We start from the raw sequence: 13,673 nt of genomic DNA, 5'->3' as shown, positions 1-13,673 counted from the left end.
GGGTCGTAGCTCGACAGGTCGCGGCCCATACCTGCGCCAACATCACGATCGCGGTGGCACCGCGCTGACCTGTTGGTTGGGGTCTCGACCGTGAAATCTGGCTCGGTACTGAGACTTCGAGGGCACGGAGGCGGACGTCGGAAATCCCGGGGTCGGCGAACACCCCGACGACATTTGGCCTTCTCAGCCGTCCGCGCGGTGCGGTGCCATCAGCGCAACGGCGGCTCTCCAACCCAGCAGCAGCACCGCGGTGACCGCGGACGCGACCACGACGAAACTCGCGGCCACACCCGCCGAACTGACCTTGCGTAACACCATGCCGACCACGATGGTGCACAGCCACACGATCACCCCCGTGGGGGCGAGGGCGGTCGGCCGCCGCCAGCCGCGAGCCAGCACCCAACCGATACCAGTGCCGGTGAGAAATGGCCATGCCGTAGCCGCCAGGCCGGTGACGCTCAGTCCTTCGGCGTGGCTGCGACGTCCCACCGCGCAGAACACCAGCACGGCGACGACGTCGGCGGCCAGCCCCGCCAGCGCGCGCCGTGGTCGCATGCCGCGAGGCTACCGGGCCGGGGCAGTATTGAGTGATGAGCACCCCGACACCACCCGCCCTTGACCGCGACGACCCGCTGGGACTGGACGCGTCGCTATCCAGCGACGAGATCGCCGTCCGCGACACCGTCAGGCGGTTCTGCGCCGAACACGTCACCCCGCACGTCGCGGCGTGGTTCGAGGACGGCGACCTACCGGTCGCGCGCGATTTGGCCAAACAGTTCGGCGAACTCGGACTGCTGGGAATGCAGCTGCACGGCCACGGCTGTGGCGGCGCGTCGGCGGTGCACTATGGCCTGGCCTGCCGGGAGCTGGAGGCCGCCGACTCCGGCATCCGGTCGCTGGTGTCGGTACAGGGTTCGCTGGCGATGTTCGCCATCGCGAGCTTTGGCTCCGACGAGCAAAAGCGGCAGTGGCTGCCCGGCATGGCCACCGGTGACCTGCTCGGCTGCTTCGGGCTCACCGAGCCCGACGTCGGCTCCGACCCGGCCGCGATGAAAACCCGGGCGCGACGCGATGGTCCGGACTGGGTGATCACCGGGGGCAAGATGTGGATCACCAACGGCTCGGTCGCCGACGTGGCGATCGTGTGGGCCGCCACCGACGACGGAATCCGCGGATTCATCGTGCCCACCGACACCCCGGGTTTCACCGCCAACACCATCGGTCACAAGCTGTCGCTGCGGGCGTCGATCACCAGCGAGCTGGTGCTCGACAATGTCCGGCTGCCCGCCGACGCCATGCTGCCCGGCGCGACCGGCCTCAGGGCGCCGCTGGCATGCCTGTCGGAGGCGCGCTACGGGATCGTCTGGGGAGCGATGGGCGCGGCCAGGTCGGCCTGGCAGTGCGCGCTCGACTACGCGAGACAGCGCACCCAGTTCGGACGTCCGATCGCCGGCTTCCAGCTGACCCAGGCCAAGCTCGTCGACATGGCCGTGGAACTGCACAAGGGTCAGCTGCTGTCGTTGCATCTGGGGCGCCTCAAAGACAGGGTGGGCCTGCGCCCCGATCAGGTCAGCTTCGGCAAGCTCAACAACACCCGGGAAGCGCTCAAAATCTGCCGGACCGCTCGAACAATACTGGGCGGCAACGGGATATCGCTGGAGTACCCGGTCATCCGGCACATGGTCAACCTGGAGTCGGTGCTCACCTACGAGGGCACGCCCGAGATGCATCAGCTGGTGCTCGGTCAGGCCTTCACGGGCTTGGCCGCCTTCCGGTAGGACCGTCGCATGCCCGTCTTGCGGCGCCTCGGGTGTTCGGTCCTGGCTCTCGGGCTGCTGGCCGGCTGCGCCCCACCCCGCACCGGGCCGGCTTCGTCGCCGACCAACAACGGGGCCAAGGCCGACGCGGTCATCCGGATTGTGCGTGACTTCATGACGCAAGCGCATCTGAAGGCGGTGCTGGTCCGGGTCACCGTGGCCGGCAAGGAGGTCGTGACGCGGGCCGTCGGCGACTCGATGACCGGCGTGCCGGCCACCACCGCCATGCACTTTCGCAACGGCGCGGTCGCAATCTCCTATGTCGCGACGCTGTTGCTCAAACTGGTCGACGAAAAAAAGCTGCGCCTGGACGACAAGCTGTCCAGGTGGCTTCCCGACTTTCCGCACGCCGACCGGGTCACGCTGGGTCAACTAGCGCAGATGACATCCGGCTACCCCGACTACGTCCTCGGCAACGAGGCGTTTGATGCCGAGCTTTACGCTAATCCGTTCCGGCAGTGGACAACACAAGAGTTACTCGATCAAATCTCTTCACGGCCACTGCTTTACGACCCGGGCACCAACTGGAACTACGCGCACACCAATTACCTCTTGCTGGGGCTGGCGTTGGAGAAGGCCGCCGGCCAAGACATGCCAACCCTGCTGCAGCGCAAGGTCCTTTCCCCCCTGGGCCTCACGGCCACCGCCAACTCCGATACCCCCGCCATCCCCGAGCCCGCCTTGCATGCATTCACCTCCGAGCGCCGAGCGGCCTTGAAAATTCCTGCCGGCGTGCCGTTTTACGAGGAATCGACCTTCTGGAATCCGTCGTGGACCATCACCCACGGCGCCATCCAAACCACCACCATCTACGACATGGAGGCCACCGCGGTGGGGATCGGGTCGGGCAGGCTGCTCTCGGCGGATTCGTACAAGAAGATGGTGTCGACCGAGCTGCGCGGCAAGACCCGCGCCCAGCCGGGCTGCCCCACCTGCTTCGAGCAGAACGACGGCTACAGCTATGGTCTCGGGATCGTCATATCCGGCCATTGGCTGCTGCAAAATCCCATGTTCGCCGGTTACGCCGCGGTGGAGGCCTATCTGCCGTCGCAACGGGTCGCGGTGGCGGTCGCAGTCACCTACGCCCCCGAGGCCTTCGATGACCAGGGCAACTACCGCAACCAGGCCGACATACTATTTCGCAAGATCGGTGCCGAGGTAGCACCGAACGACGCCCCACCCATGCCGCCGGGGAGGTAGGTAGCCATGGGAGTCATTGCCCGCGTTGTCGGTGTCGCCGCGTGCGGTTTGTCCCTGGCCGTGCTGGCCGCCGCGCCCACCGCGGGCGCGGAACCCACCGGCGCGCTGCCCCCGATGACATCCAGCGGCAGCGGACCGGTCATCGGCGACGGTGACGCCGCGCTGCGACAGCGGATCTCACAGCAGCTGTTTAGCTTCGGAGATCCCACCGTCCAGGAGGTTGACGGCTCGGACGCGGCTCAATTCATCACGGCCGCAGCCGCTGTCGCGGACCGCGATGTGGCGTCGGTGTTCTTGCCGCTGCAGCGGGTGTTGGGCTGCCAACAGAACACAGCCGGCTCGGGGGCCGGCTTCGGGGCGCGCGCCTACCGGCGAACCGACGGGCAATGGGGAGGCGCGATGCTGGTCGTCGCCAAGAGCACCGTTTCCGACGTCGACGCCCTCAAGGCCTGCGTCAAGTCCGGTTGGCGCAAGGCCACGGCGGGCACGCCGACTTCGATGTGCAACAACGGTTGGACCTACCCGCCGTTCGCCGACACCCGCCGCGGCGAAGAGGGCTATTTCGTCTTGCTGGCCGGCACGGCCTCGGACTTCTGCAGTGCGCCCAACGCGAACTACCGAACCACCGCGAGCTCATGGCCGGGCTAGCAGGCCGGCGGACCGTGGGGGTCCGCTGGTGGGCCCCTATGGCCCGCCAGGCCGGTCGCAGAACGCCACACACAATGCCCAAGCAGGAATTGATACCCATTGCAGTTGCCCGTCCGCCGTGCGCTCGCAATATATCGGGCCGGGGTTCCCCCAGAGTTTCGCGCCTTCCGGCGAGCACGGTTGACCAATATCGGTATCGGCATGCGCTGGGCTACTTCCGATGAGGACCGCGATTGGAGCGATCGCCGTCAATATCGCCAAGCCGACCAACCTCAGTGCGTGCATGATCGACGCCTTCCTGTCGCAACAGCGCCAAACGACAAACTTGAGGATACAAGGAAACGGGATGGAGCAGGAGGGGCATACACATCACCCCAACCGACCATCCGGACGAGCCATGGGCTCCGGGCCTTAGCTGAATCGCATTGAAATACAACAACATCAGGACCCCGTGCCTTTACCCAATACCCGTGTTTTGGGCAGGCGCCTACCGGTTAGAAGGGCGGCGGGTCGTCGTCGGGATCGGGTGGTGGGCCGTTAGTCTCGGGGGCGGTTGTGGCGGTTTGGGTGACCACGTGGGCAATCCGGCGGGCTTGGTGGTTGCGGTGGCGTTCGGCGGCGATGTAGTGGGCGCGGTTTTGCGCTCGGGTGCTGGCCCGGCGCGGCATCATCGCGGTGCGCTGCCCGCGGCGGTCGGCGCGGGCCGGGTCGGGTCGAGGTGGGTCACCGGTGGGGGTGCACAGCGCCGGGAACAGCAGCGCGCTGCCCGGGGTGGTGACATAGGTCTGGTCACCCGGCAGCGTCCAAATCACGGTGCCGTCGGGCAGTTGCTGGGCGCGCCAGCCCCAGAAGGTGGCCAGCAAATGATGGCACCGATTACACGAAGAACGTTTTGAGCGTGCCCGTGACGACCTTTGGGTTCATCAAGCAGCATCGCTACCAATCCTCCCCGTCATCATCGGGCTCGGCCATCTCCTCCATCGCCTCAGCCATCGCGGCGTCGTCGAACTCCACCTGCACGAGGTTCGGTTCGGGACCGGCACAGGTCGTGTCGATCGGTTCGGAGAACGCGATCACGTCAGCGACAAACGCTGTAGCTTCTTCGACGAGGGTTGGGTCGTCGCATGCAAAGCCAACTTCCAAGTGTGACCCGGCCCGCACGGTCCAATTGGCCGATCCCCACCACACCGTCCGCGGCTCAAAGTCCAACACCTCTTCGCCGTAACCGTTATCGGGGTCGTAGACGTTCAAAGCCAGATGACCGAGCACGAGCAATTTGGCATTCAGCAGCGGCTTGCGGTCCTCTCGTAGCCAGCCGAGCGCCCGCACCGGACCTAGCTCATGCTCAGGCATAGACGACCACGGGCCGAGGAGCAGCGTGAGCCATGCTCGGAGGGCGCCATGTCGCGAAGCCGCAATAGGGCGACGTTGGGAAACCCTTTGTCAGGGTTACGCAGTCGCGACGGGAACGAGGTTCCCTTGTCGATCACCACGCAAAAGACGCTCAATGCGAGCAGCGTCTCGGCGACCGCCTCGCTACTCAGCCAGGGCACGCAGCCGATCGCGGCTGGAACACCACGACGCCGCACCGCGAGGTGCTCGTCGAGTACCTCGCAGAGCCCATCGACTATCTTCCCGCCGAACCACGCGCGCCACCCCGACTCTTGCGGCCCCCATGCGCGGGGCTTCCCCGACCAATGCCGGAAAGTCTCGTAGTCGCCGAGCGGCATCCAATCCATCGAGCCTCGGTCTGCCTCCTCGTGTCCGGCGACCACCCCGCAACGCCGAAAACACGCCGTCGGCCGTCCTTGCCGCGACGGCCTCTACTGTTCGAGCTATGACTGAGCCCAGACCTGTCTTCGCTGTCGTGATCAGCGCCGGCCTATCCGCCATCCCGATGGTCGGCGGCCCGCTACAAACCGTGTTCGACGCCATCGAGGAACGCACCCGGCACCGCGCCGAGACAACCACGCGCGAGATATGCGAGAGCGTCGGCGGCGCGGACACCGTGTTGAGCCGCATTGACAAAAATCCCGAACTCGAGCCGCTTCTCAGCCAGGCGATCGAGGCCGCCACTCGCACCAGTATGGAGGCCAAGCGCCGGCTCCTCGCGCAAGCTGCCGCCGCCGCGCTCGAGGATGACCAGAAGGTCGAGCCGGCATCACTCATCGTGGCCACGCTTTCCCAACTTGAGCCCGTGCATATCCATGCACTCGTTCGGCTGGCCAAAGCCGCCAAGTCCTCACCGGACCAGGACGAGATCCAGCGACGCGAGGTGATGAGGGCGGCGAGTAAGGTCGAGCCCGTGCCGGTGCTAGCGGCCCTCATTCAAACCGGCGTCGCGATCGCGACAACAACCGTTTGGCACGGCAACGGCACCGGGACTCCGGCAGAAGAAAGCGGCCACATCCTTATCCACGACGTCAGCGACTTCGGCCACCGCCTGCTGGCCTATCTCAGGGCCGCCGACGCAGGTGCCGAGCTCCTCATCCTCCCCTCTGGAGGGTCTGCGCCAACCGGCGACCACCCGACGCCGCACCCGTCCACGTCGAGATGATTCGGACTCACTTCATCAAAAAGGCGGCGGGTCGTCGTCGGGATCGGGTGGTGGGCCGTGGGTCTCGGTGGCGATGACGGCCGCTTGGGCAATCCGGCGGGCTTGGTGGTTGCGGTGGCGTTCGGCGGCGATGCAATGGGCGCGGTTTTGGGTGCGGGTGCTGGCCCGGCGCGGCATCATCGCGGTGCGCTGCCCGCGGCGGTCGGCGCGGGCCGGCTCGGGTGCGGGCGGGTCACCGGTGGGGGTGCACAGCGCCGGGAACAGCAGCGCGCTGCCCGGGGTGGTGACGTAGGTCTGGTTACCCGGCAGCGTCCAAATCACCGTGCCGTCGGGCAGTTGCTGGGCGCGCCAGCCACAGAAGGTGGCCAGCAAATGATGAAGACGGCACAGGCATTTGAGGTTGGCCGCGTGGGTGGCCCCACCGTCGGCGAACGCGATGGTGTGATCCAGGTCGCACTGGGTGGCCGGGCGGTCGCAACCGGGCGCCCGACAGGTCAGATCCCGGGCCCGCACAAACGCCGCCAGCTTCACCGAGGGCCGATAACCCGGCTCGGTCCCGGCCGGGACCGGGATCGGCTGCAGCCCGGCGGTCTTGGCCAACTCGGCCACCAGCTCGGCCGGGATCAGCCCGTCGCCGCCCAGCAACGCTGCCGGCGCCTGGCCGTGGCCCTTGACGCTGGCCTGCTCGGCCACCACATGAATCACCACCGCCGACACCGGGCGCCCCTCGGCGGCACAGTCGGGATTGTCGCAGCGGCAGGCCAGCCGATCCGCCCCGGCCGCCAACGCGCCCAGCGCGTCGGCGCGGCGCTGATCTGTGCTGCGCGGATCACCGGCACACACCGTGGCCACCAAGGCGTTCAGCCGCGCATCCAGGGCTTGGGCGTCGGTGGCATACAACTGGGCGTACACCTCGCCCATGCCGTCCGCGGAATTCCAGATCGACACCTCCCGATCGCGGGCCCGCTCCCGCACCTGGCGCACCGCATCGGGGTCGGCCACCGCCACGATCCGATCTATCGCGGCGGCCAGCTGCCCCGGGTCATCGACGGCCAGCCCCGCACCCGCAGCGCCAGCTCGGCATCCACCCGCGCCAACACCTGCGGGTCGGTGATCAAATCGGTGCGATACACCAACGTCTGAAACATGTGGTAGTCGATTTCCCCGGCAGCAAACACCTGCCCGACCTTCGGCAGCCGCTCCCGCATCGCCCGGCCATGGTGCAGGTAACTGCCGGGCCGGCGATGTCGAGCCGTCGGAGAGGTGTACCTGGCCGCCATTGATGGCACTGCCGGACGCTGCCTGATCGAAGCGCGGGATTGCGCAGCGCCCAACAGCCATCCCGAGCGTCCGATCCGAAGGCGGCCCGACAAAGGCCCACAAGGCCCACAAGGCCCACAAGGCCCACAAAAAGTTACGCCGTTGGCATGACGGGAGTCGTACTGTGTAGCTGCGCCACAGCGACCAGACTGAAGGAGGACCATGACGCTCTCATCTGGTGAACCCTCGGCCGTCGGCGGGCGCCATCGCGTGGTCATCATCGGTAGTGGATTCGGCGGCCTGAATGCGGCCAAGGCGCTTAAACGGGCGGATGTCGACATCACGCTGATCTCCAAGACAACGACCCACCTGTTCCAGCCGCTGCTGTATCAAGTGGCCACCGGGATCTTGTCCGAGGGCGACATTGCCCCGACCACCCGGCTGATCCTGCGCCGGCAAAAGAACGTCCGGGTGTTGCTGGGCGAGGTCAACGCGATCGACCTGAAAGCGCAGACGGTCACGTCGAAATTGATGGACATGACCACGGTGACGCCGTACGACAGCCTCATCGTGGCCGCCGGCGCACAGCAGTCCTACTTCGGCAACGACGAATTCGCCACCTTCGCGCCCGGAATGAAGACCATCGACGACGCGCTGGAGCTGCGCGGCCGCATCCTGGGCGCGTTCGAGGCCGCCGAGGTCAGCACCGACCATGCCGAACGGGAGCGGCGCCTGACGTTCGTCGTCGTCGGCGCTGGGCCGACCGGCGTCGAGGTGGCTGGGCAGATCGTCGAGCTCGCCGAGCGCACCCTGGCAGGCGCGTTTAGGACCATCACGCCCAGTGAGTGCCGGGTGATCCTGCTCGACGCCGCACCCGCGGTGTTGCCGCCGATGGGTCCAAAGCTGGGTCTCAAGGCACAACGGCGGCTGGAAAAGATGGACGTCGAGGTTCAACTCAACGCGATGGTGACCGCGGTCGACTACAAAGGCATCACCATCAAGGAAAAGGACGGCGGCGAACGCCGCATCGAATGCGCGTGCAAGGTTTGGGCGGCCGGCGTGGCGGCCAGCCCGCTGGGCAAGATGATCGCCGAGGGATCCGACGGAACCGAAATCGACCGGGCCGGAAGGGTGATCGTGGAACCCGATCTCACCGTCAAGGGACATCCGAACGTCTTCGTAGTCGGCGATCTGATGTTCGTGCCCGGCGTACCCGGGGTGGCTCAGGGCGCGATCCAGGGGGCCCGATACGCCACCACGGTGATCAAACACATGGTCAAGGGCAATGACGACCCAGCCAATCGCAAGCCGTTCCATTACTTCAACAAGGGCAGCATGGCGACGATCTCCCGCCACAGCGCCGTCGCGCAGGTCGGCAAGCTGGAGTTTGCCGGGTACTTCGCCTGGCTGGCGTGGCTGGTGCTGCACCTGGTCTACCTGGTCGGCTATCGGAACCGCATCGCAGCCCTGTTCGCCTGGGGGATCTCCTTCATGGGCCGCGCCCGCGGCCAGATGGCCATCACCAGCCAGATGATCTACGCCAGGTTAGTGATGACCTTGATGGAACAGCAGGCACAAGGAGCGCTGGCAGCCGCCGAACAGGCCGAGCACGCCGAGCAAGAGGCAGCGGGTTAGCTCAACGCCCGATCGATATCGGCAATCAGGTCGTCGGTGTCTTCCAACCCAACCGAGATGCGGACCACACCGTCACCGAGCCCGATCGCGGCCCGGCCCTCCGGGCCCATCGCCCGGTGCGTCGTGGTGGCGGGGTGGGTGACAAGCGATTTGGCGTCGCCGAGGTTGTTGGAGATGTCGATCAGCCGCATCTTGTCGAGCACCTCGAAGGCCCGCTGTTTGGCAACATCCTCCGGGCAGTCGAGTGCGAAGGTAACGACGGTTCCGCCACCGGACATCTGACGCTTGGCCAGGTCATATTGTGGGTGCGACGGCAGGTACGGGTAACGCACCCACCGAACCGAGGGATGGCCGTTGAGGAACTCCGCGATCCGCTGCGCCGAGGCATTGCTGTGTTGCACCCGAATAGCCAGCGTCTCAAGGCCTTTCAACAGTACCCAGGCGTTGAACGCACTCATCGCCGGACCGGTGTGGCGCATCAGCTTTTGCACCGGACCGTCGATGTACTCCCGGTCACCGAGTATGGCCCCGCCCAGCACCCGACCCTGACCGTCGATGTGCTTGGTGCCCGAGTACACCACCACGTCGACCCCCAGCGGAAAGCCCTGCTGCAGTAGCGGTGTGGCAAATACGTTGTCCAGCACCACTTTTGCACCCGCGGCATGTGCCAGCTCGGTCACCGCAGCGATATCCACCAGCGACTGCATGGGATTGGACGGCGTCTCGAAGAACACGGCCTGCGTGGGTACCGAAAGCGCCCGCTCCCATTGCGAGAGGTCGTCACCGTCGACGAAGACGGTCTGCACCCCCCAGCGCGGCAGGATCTCGCTGCACACCACGAAACACGAGCCAAACAGGCTGCGCGCGGCAACCAGTCGGTCTCCGGCACCCAGCAGCGCGCCCAGCGAGGTGAATACCGCGGCCATGCCACTGGCGGTGGCGAACGCCGCCGGGGCACCCTCGATCAGCCGCAGCCGCTCCTCGAACACCGACACCGTTGGGTTGCCGTAGCGGGAGTACACATAGTGGTCCAGCTCGCCAGCGAACGACTTCTCGGCAACCGCCGCCGAGCCGTAGACATATCCGGACGTCAGGTACATCGCCTCGGCGGTCTCTTCGAACCCCGACCGCAACATCCCGCCGCGCACCCCGACGGTGGCCTGGCTGACGCCGTCGGGCAGCGCCTTCGGGGTGCGGACCGAAGACTCGTCGGTCATCCCTGTCTCCACGGCAGTCCCACCGCCCGCCAGCCCGTTGCGCCTCGATGACCCTCAGCGTCGAGATGCCCTTCGAAGCCGTCCAGCACGTTATAGGCCGGCGTGATGCCCGCCTCGGTCGCGACCTCGGCCGCGCCGATGGAGCGGTTACCGGAGCGACACAAGAAAATAACGGGCCGCTCGTGCTGATCAGCGTCCGCCGGGATGCGGTCCCGCAACTCGGCGAGGAAGTTGTCGTTGTGCGTCCCGTCGGACGTCGCCCATTCGACATAGACCACTTCACGACCAAGGCTCGACAAGTCGGGCACACCGACGAAGCGCCATTCCGCCTCGCAGCGCACGTCGACCAGGACCGCCCGCGGATTATCGCTGAGCATCTCCCAGGCCTGAAGTGGCGTGATATCTCCGGCGTAGCTCACTCGCGTGAGTCTGGCACATTTAGCCGAGATGCAACTTCGCGGGCGCGTTCGCGGGCGATTGCCACCTCGGGTGCGGTGGCCAGCGCCACCCCAAGCCCGCGGCCGAATATCACGACGTCGCTTTCCGGCACACCGAGCGCACCGGTCAGCGCATCGGCAGGTGGTGCGGCGCCGACCGCTGCCCGGCCTGCCGTGTGGTCCGGGTTGATCACCCGCGCGGCACCCGGCGAGATCATCAGGGTGTCCACCGCCAGACCCAGGATCGCCCGGGCCTGCAGTTCGAACACCGAAAGCCGCTGGCTGCGCACGGTGACCCAGGCACTCCCGGCAGGACACACGGTGACATCGGCGAAATACACCTCATCGCCGTTGATCATCAATTCGACGCCGAAAACCCCGCGTCCCCCGAGCGCCTTGACGATGCGCGCGGCGATCGACTTGGCCGCGTCCAGCGCCGCCGTGCTCAGCTTCTGCGGTTGCCAGGATTCCAACTCACCGGCATCGGCGTCGCGATGACCGATAGGTGCACAGAACTCGATGAGCGGCCCGTTCGGGCCCTGACTGCACACAACGATCATGGTGACCAAAAACTCGATCTCGACCACCGACTCGGCGCACACCCGAGGGCTCACTCCCCCAGTCTGCGGCTGTACTTGATGGCCTGCCGCGCGCTGCCAGGCGGGCTCGACCTCGTTGGGCCCGGCGACCACCGAGCTACCCTGGCCAGCCACCCCTGCCACCGGGCTCACCAGCAACGGAAACCCAGCATGGACGGCCACCGCTTGAAGTTCGCCAAGGGATCCGACGAACCAGAACGGGGCTGTGGGCAGGCCGAGCTGATCGGCGGCCAGCCGGCGCAGGCCCTCCCGGTCGGCCGTGCACCGGACGGCACGGGCGTTCGGCACCAGCTCAGTGCACTCGCCGTCGGCTTGCTCGACGGCATCGAGAGCATCCACAGACACCGCGGCGGTGACCGTCACCAAGAAATCCGGTTGCAGCCGCCGGATCACCGCCGTCAGCTCTTCAGCATCGGTCATGGTGACCACCACCGACTGGTCGGCTATCCGGTGGGCAGGCGCGCCGACATAGCCGTCGACGGCGATCACCTCCGCGCCCAAGCCCTGCAACGCGATCGCCAGCTCCCGGCTGGGTTCGGCCGAACCCAGCAACATCACCCGCCGAACGTCTTGGGGAGCTGCTGGGCGCTCATGCCTAACGGTGGGTTCGTGCTGTTCTTCCGTCCAGCCGTCGATCACCAGCTCACCCTCTCGCTCGGTCGTTGCTCGGCTCAATTATTTGTCTATTTTCGCAACTCCGCTCACATCTGCCTGTGTACTTTTGCTATGAGGAGGTGGGGGCAACTGAGTGACCTGATAACCCAAGCCATCCGAACTTGATGACCGCTTAGCCATCCATCCGGCTCCGACATGGTTGCCGCCACCCGAATAGGTATGCGCCCAGTCGCCTGGCTCGCGGCAGCGACGAACCCTGCGCGGACCGGACAGCTTCGGCAAAGGAGAATCCGTGTCTTTCGTGACGACCCAGCCACGCAGCGCTGAGGCTGCTGCCGGTGTGAGGAGCGGCTAGTCATGGATTTCGGTGCGCTACCACCGGAAATCAACTCCGCCAGAATCTATTCCGGTCCCGGCTCCAGGCCCCTGATGCAAGCGGCCGCAGCCTGGCAACGGCTGGCCAACGAACTGACCGCGACGGCGGCTTCCTACTCCTCGGTGATTTCCGGGCTCACCGGCGATGACTGGCTGGGCCCGTCGGCACTGTCGATGGCGGCCGCGGCCGTCCCCTATGTCGCGTGGATGAGGGCCACCGCCGCCTCGGCCGAGCAGGCCGCGGCTCAGGCCGTGGCCGCGGCGAACGCCTACGAGTCGGCGTACGCGGCGACCGTGCCCCCGACGGTAATCGCGGCCAACCGCCGCACAATGCTGTCACTGGTCCAGACCAATGTTTTTGGACAGAACACCCCGGCGATCGCGACTAGTGAAACGCACTACGGCGAAATGTGGGCCCATGACATCTTGGCGATGGACGGCTATGCGGGCGCCTCGGGGGCCGCGTCCCAGTTGCGCCGTTCACCCGCCACCGGCGACCACCAGCGGGGCCGGGTCGCTGAGTGACGCCGCCGCGACAGCGGCTCAGGCGGTAGTACCGGCCGCCGCGGCGACCGACGTGAGCCTGCTACCAACCCTGCAGTCCTTCCTACCGCCGCCCTTCGACGCCATTCCGAACCCCATCGAGGATCTTGACGTTCTCGTAGCCGCAGCTGTAGCCGTCGCGGCTGGCAGTTTGGGGGTATCGGCGGCGCAGCTCGGCGAGATCTACCGCCACGACGTGGTCGACGAGGCCCAAAAGGCGCCGCATTGCCCAGCCGAATCCGACCAGACACCCGCTGGGGCCGCGGGTGACGGGGATCTCCCTGAGGTCGGAGGACGGGTCACCAGCCCGCCACAGCCGCCGGTCGCCGCGCTCACCGGCTACTCCGCTAACATCGGCGGACTCTCCGTGCCGCACAGCTGGAATCTTCCGCCAGCGGTGCGCCAAGTTGCGGCGATGTTCCCCGGCGCGACTCCGATGTATATGACGGGGAGTTCGGACGGCTCCTACGCCGGCCTGGCAGCGGCGGGTTTGGCCGGCACCGGTCTGGCCGGTCTTGCCGCCCGCGGTGGCTCCGCGCCGACCCCGGCTGCAGCCGCCCCGGCCGGAGCCGGCGGAGCCGGCCCGGCTGCCACCAGGCCCGCCGCCCAGCAGACGCCCGCGGTCCCCGCGGCGGCCGCCGGGTCAGCCATACCTGGCCTACCGCCCGGTTTGCCGCCCGGCGTGGTTGCCAACCTTGCGGCGACCCTGGCGGCGATCCCCGGAGCGACCATCATCGTGGTACCGCCGTCCCCGAACGCCAATCAATAGC

At 66.9% G+C, this 13,673-nt stretch carries 14 protein-coding genes and 1 pseudogene; 6 read left to right on the top strand and 9 right to left on the bottom strand.

Going from position 1 to position 13,673, the window contains the following annotated elements:
- Positions 1 to 183 precede the first annotated feature (183 nt).
- The gene (locus tag Rv0401; RefSeq protein ID NP_214915.1) at positions 184 to 555 is read right to left on the bottom strand and encodes a transmembrane protein; all 372 of its coding nucleotides are present in this window, start codon (positions 553 to 555) and stop codon (positions 184 to 186) included.
- A gap of 35 nt (positions 556 to 590) precedes the next feature.
- On the opposite strand from Rv0401, the gene fadE7 reads away from it, so the two are divergent.
- From fadE7 to Rv0398c, 3 genes are read left to right on the top strand one after another with little or no spacing between them, the layout of a single operon-like run.
- Positions 591 to 1,778: an acyl-CoA dehydrogenase FadE7 gene (gene fadE7, locus Rv0400c; protein NP_214914.1), complete on the top strand. Its 1,188-nt coding sequence runs from the start codon at positions 591 to 593 to the stop codon at positions 1,776 to 1,778.
- Positions 1,779 to 1,787: 9 nt separating this feature from the next.
- A complete protein-coding gene (lpqK, locus tag Rv0399c) occupies positions 1,788 to 3,017 on the top strand; it encodes a lipoprotein LpqK (RefSeq protein NP_214913.1) in 1,230 nt (409 codons plus the stop codon).
- A 6-nt stretch (positions 3,018 to 3,023) separates the two neighbouring features.
- On the top strand, positions 3,024 to 3,665 hold the full coding sequence (locus Rv0398c) for a hypothetical protein (RefSeq protein ID NP_214912.1): 642 nt from the start codon (positions 3,024 to 3,026) through the stop codon (positions 3,663 to 3,665).
- Positions 3,666 to 3,701: 36 nt separating this feature from the next.
- On the opposite strand, the gene Rv0397A is transcribed toward Rv0398c, so the two are convergent.
- From Rv0397A to Rv0395, 4 genes are all read right to left on the bottom strand, one after another.
- On the bottom strand, positions 3,702 to 3,950 hold the full coding sequence (locus Rv0397A; RefSeq protein ID YP_004837048.2) for a hypothetical protein: 249 nt from the start codon (positions 3,948 to 3,950) through the stop codon (positions 3,702 to 3,704).
- Between the two features lie 209 nt (positions 3,951 to 4,159).
- Positions 4,160 to 4,528 (bottom strand): hypothetical protein, encoded by a 369-nt coding sequence (locus tag Rv0397; RefSeq protein NP_214911.1) that lies wholly within the window; start codon positions 4,526 to 4,528, stop codon positions 4,160 to 4,162.
- A gap of 73 nt (positions 4,529 to 4,601) precedes the next feature.
- Positions 4,602 to 4,994, bottom strand: a complete 393-nt coding sequence (locus tag Rv0396; protein ID NP_214910.1) for a hypothetical protein — start codon at positions 4,992 to 4,994, stop codon at positions 4,602 to 4,604.
- 5 nt (positions 4,995 to 4,999) lie between these two features.
- On the bottom strand, positions 5,000 to 5,404 hold the full coding sequence (locus tag Rv0395; RefSeq protein NP_214909.1) for a hypothetical protein: 405 nt from the start codon (positions 5,402 to 5,404) through the stop codon (positions 5,000 to 5,002).
- Between the two features lie 98 nt (positions 5,405 to 5,502).
- Here Rv0395 and Rv0394c point away from each other — a divergent pair, with 98 nt between their 5' ends.
- Positions 5,503 to 6,222: a hypothetical protein gene (locus Rv0394c; RefSeq protein NP_214908.1), complete on the top strand. Its 720-nt coding sequence runs from the start codon at positions 5,503 to 5,505 to the stop codon at positions 6,220 to 6,222.
- A gap of 15 nt (positions 6,223 to 6,237) precedes the next feature.
- Here the strand turns inward: Rv0394c and Rv0393 are convergent, their stop codons facing one another.
- Complete coding sequence (locus Rv0393; protein NP_214907.1) at positions 6,238 to 7,563, bottom strand: hypothetical protein; 1,326 nt, start codon at positions 7,561 to 7,563, stop codon at positions 6,238 to 6,240.
- 141 nt (positions 7,564 to 7,704) lie between these two features.
- Here Rv0393 and ndhA point away from each other — a divergent pair, with 141 nt between their 5' ends.
- Positions 7,705 to 9,117 (top strand): NADH dehydrogenase NdhA, encoded by a 1,413-nt coding sequence (ndhA, locus tag Rv0392c; protein NP_214906.1) that lies wholly within the window; start codon positions 7,705 to 7,707, stop codon positions 9,115 to 9,117.
- Here ndhA and metZ read toward each other — a convergent pair.
- Genes metZ through purT form a run of 3 tightly spaced genes read right to left on the bottom strand, consistent with a single transcriptional unit; the run spans position 9,114 to position 12,009 of the window.
- Positions 9,114 to 10,334: an O-succinylhomoserine sulfhydrylase gene (gene metZ / locus Rv0391; protein ID NP_214905.1), complete on the bottom strand. Its 1,221-nt coding sequence runs from the start codon at positions 10,332 to 10,334 to the stop codon at positions 9,114 to 9,116. The two genes, ndhA and metZ, sit on opposite strands and share 4 nt — an antisense overlap.
- Positions 10,331 to 10,753 carry a hypothetical protein gene (locus tag Rv0390; protein ID NP_214904.1) on the bottom strand — a complete coding sequence of 141 codons (423 nt, stop codon included), beginning with the start codon at positions 10,751 to 10,753 and terminating at the stop codon, positions 10,331 to 10,333. Before Rv0390 ends, metZ begins: the two co-directional genes overlap by 4 nt.
- Positions 10,750 to 12,009, bottom strand: coding sequence for a phosphoribosylglycinamide formyltransferase PurT (purT, locus tag Rv0389; RefSeq protein NP_214903.1), 1,260 nt, complete (start codon positions 12,007 to 12,009; stop codon positions 10,750 to 10,752). The genes Rv0390 and purT overlap by 4 nt, the downstream gene beginning before the upstream one ends.
- A gap of 333 nt (positions 12,010 to 12,342) precedes the next feature.
- Here purT and Rv0387c point away from each other — a divergent pair.
- Positions 12,343 to 13,672 (top strand): annotated as a pseudogene (locus tag Rv0387c).
- Position 13,673: the final 1 nt, after the last annotated feature.

Origin of the sequence: Mycobacterium tuberculosis H37Rv (assembly GCF_000195955.2) — a bacterium.
GTDB lineage: Bacteria > Actinomycetota > Actinomycetes > Mycobacteriales > Mycobacteriaceae > Mycobacterium > Mycobacterium tuberculosis.
Note: the sequence above shows the minus strand (reverse complement) of the source record. Positions and strands in the feature narration are given on the sequence as shown.

Excerpts from the sequence above, each read along its gene's own strand:
- Rv0395 (NP_214909.1), bottom strand. The coding sequence starts at position 5,404 with ATGGATTGGATGCCGCTCGGCGACTACGAGACTTTCCGGCATTGGTCG.
- Rv0401 (NP_214915.1), bottom strand. The coding sequence starts at position 555 with ATGCGACCACGGCGCGCGCTGGCGGGGCTGGCCGCCGACGTCGTCGCC.
- Rv0398c (NP_214912.1), top strand. The coding sequence starts at position 3,024 with ATGGGAGTCATTGCCCGCGTTGTCGGTGTCGCCGCGTGCGGTTTGTCC.
- Rv0394c (NP_214908.1), top strand. The coding sequence starts at position 5,503 with ATGACTGAGCCCAGACCTGTCTTCGCTGTCGTGATCAGCGCCGGCCTA.
- fadE7 (NP_214914.1), top strand. The coding sequence starts at position 591 with ATGAGCACCCCGACACCACCCGCCCTTGACCGCGACGACCCGCTGGGA.
- ndhA (NP_214906.1), top strand. The coding sequence starts at position 7,705 with ATGACGCTCTCATCTGGTGAACCCTCGGCCGTCGGCGGGCGCCATCGC.
- lpqK (NP_214913.1), top strand. The coding sequence starts at position 1,788 with ATGCCCGTCTTGCGGCGCCTCGGGTGTTCGGTCCTGGCTCTCGGGCTG.
- Rv0397A (YP_004837048.2), bottom strand. The coding sequence starts at position 3,950 with ATGCACGCACTGAGGTTGGTCGGCTTGGCGATATTGACGGCGATCGCT.
- metZ (NP_214905.1), bottom strand. The coding sequence starts at position 10,334 with ATGACCGACGAGTCTTCGGTCCGCACCCCGAAGGCGCTGCCCGACGGC.
- Rv0393 (NP_214907.1), bottom strand. The coding sequence starts at position 7,563 with ATGGCTGTTGGGCGCTGCGCAATCCCGCGCTTCGATCAGGCAGCGTCC.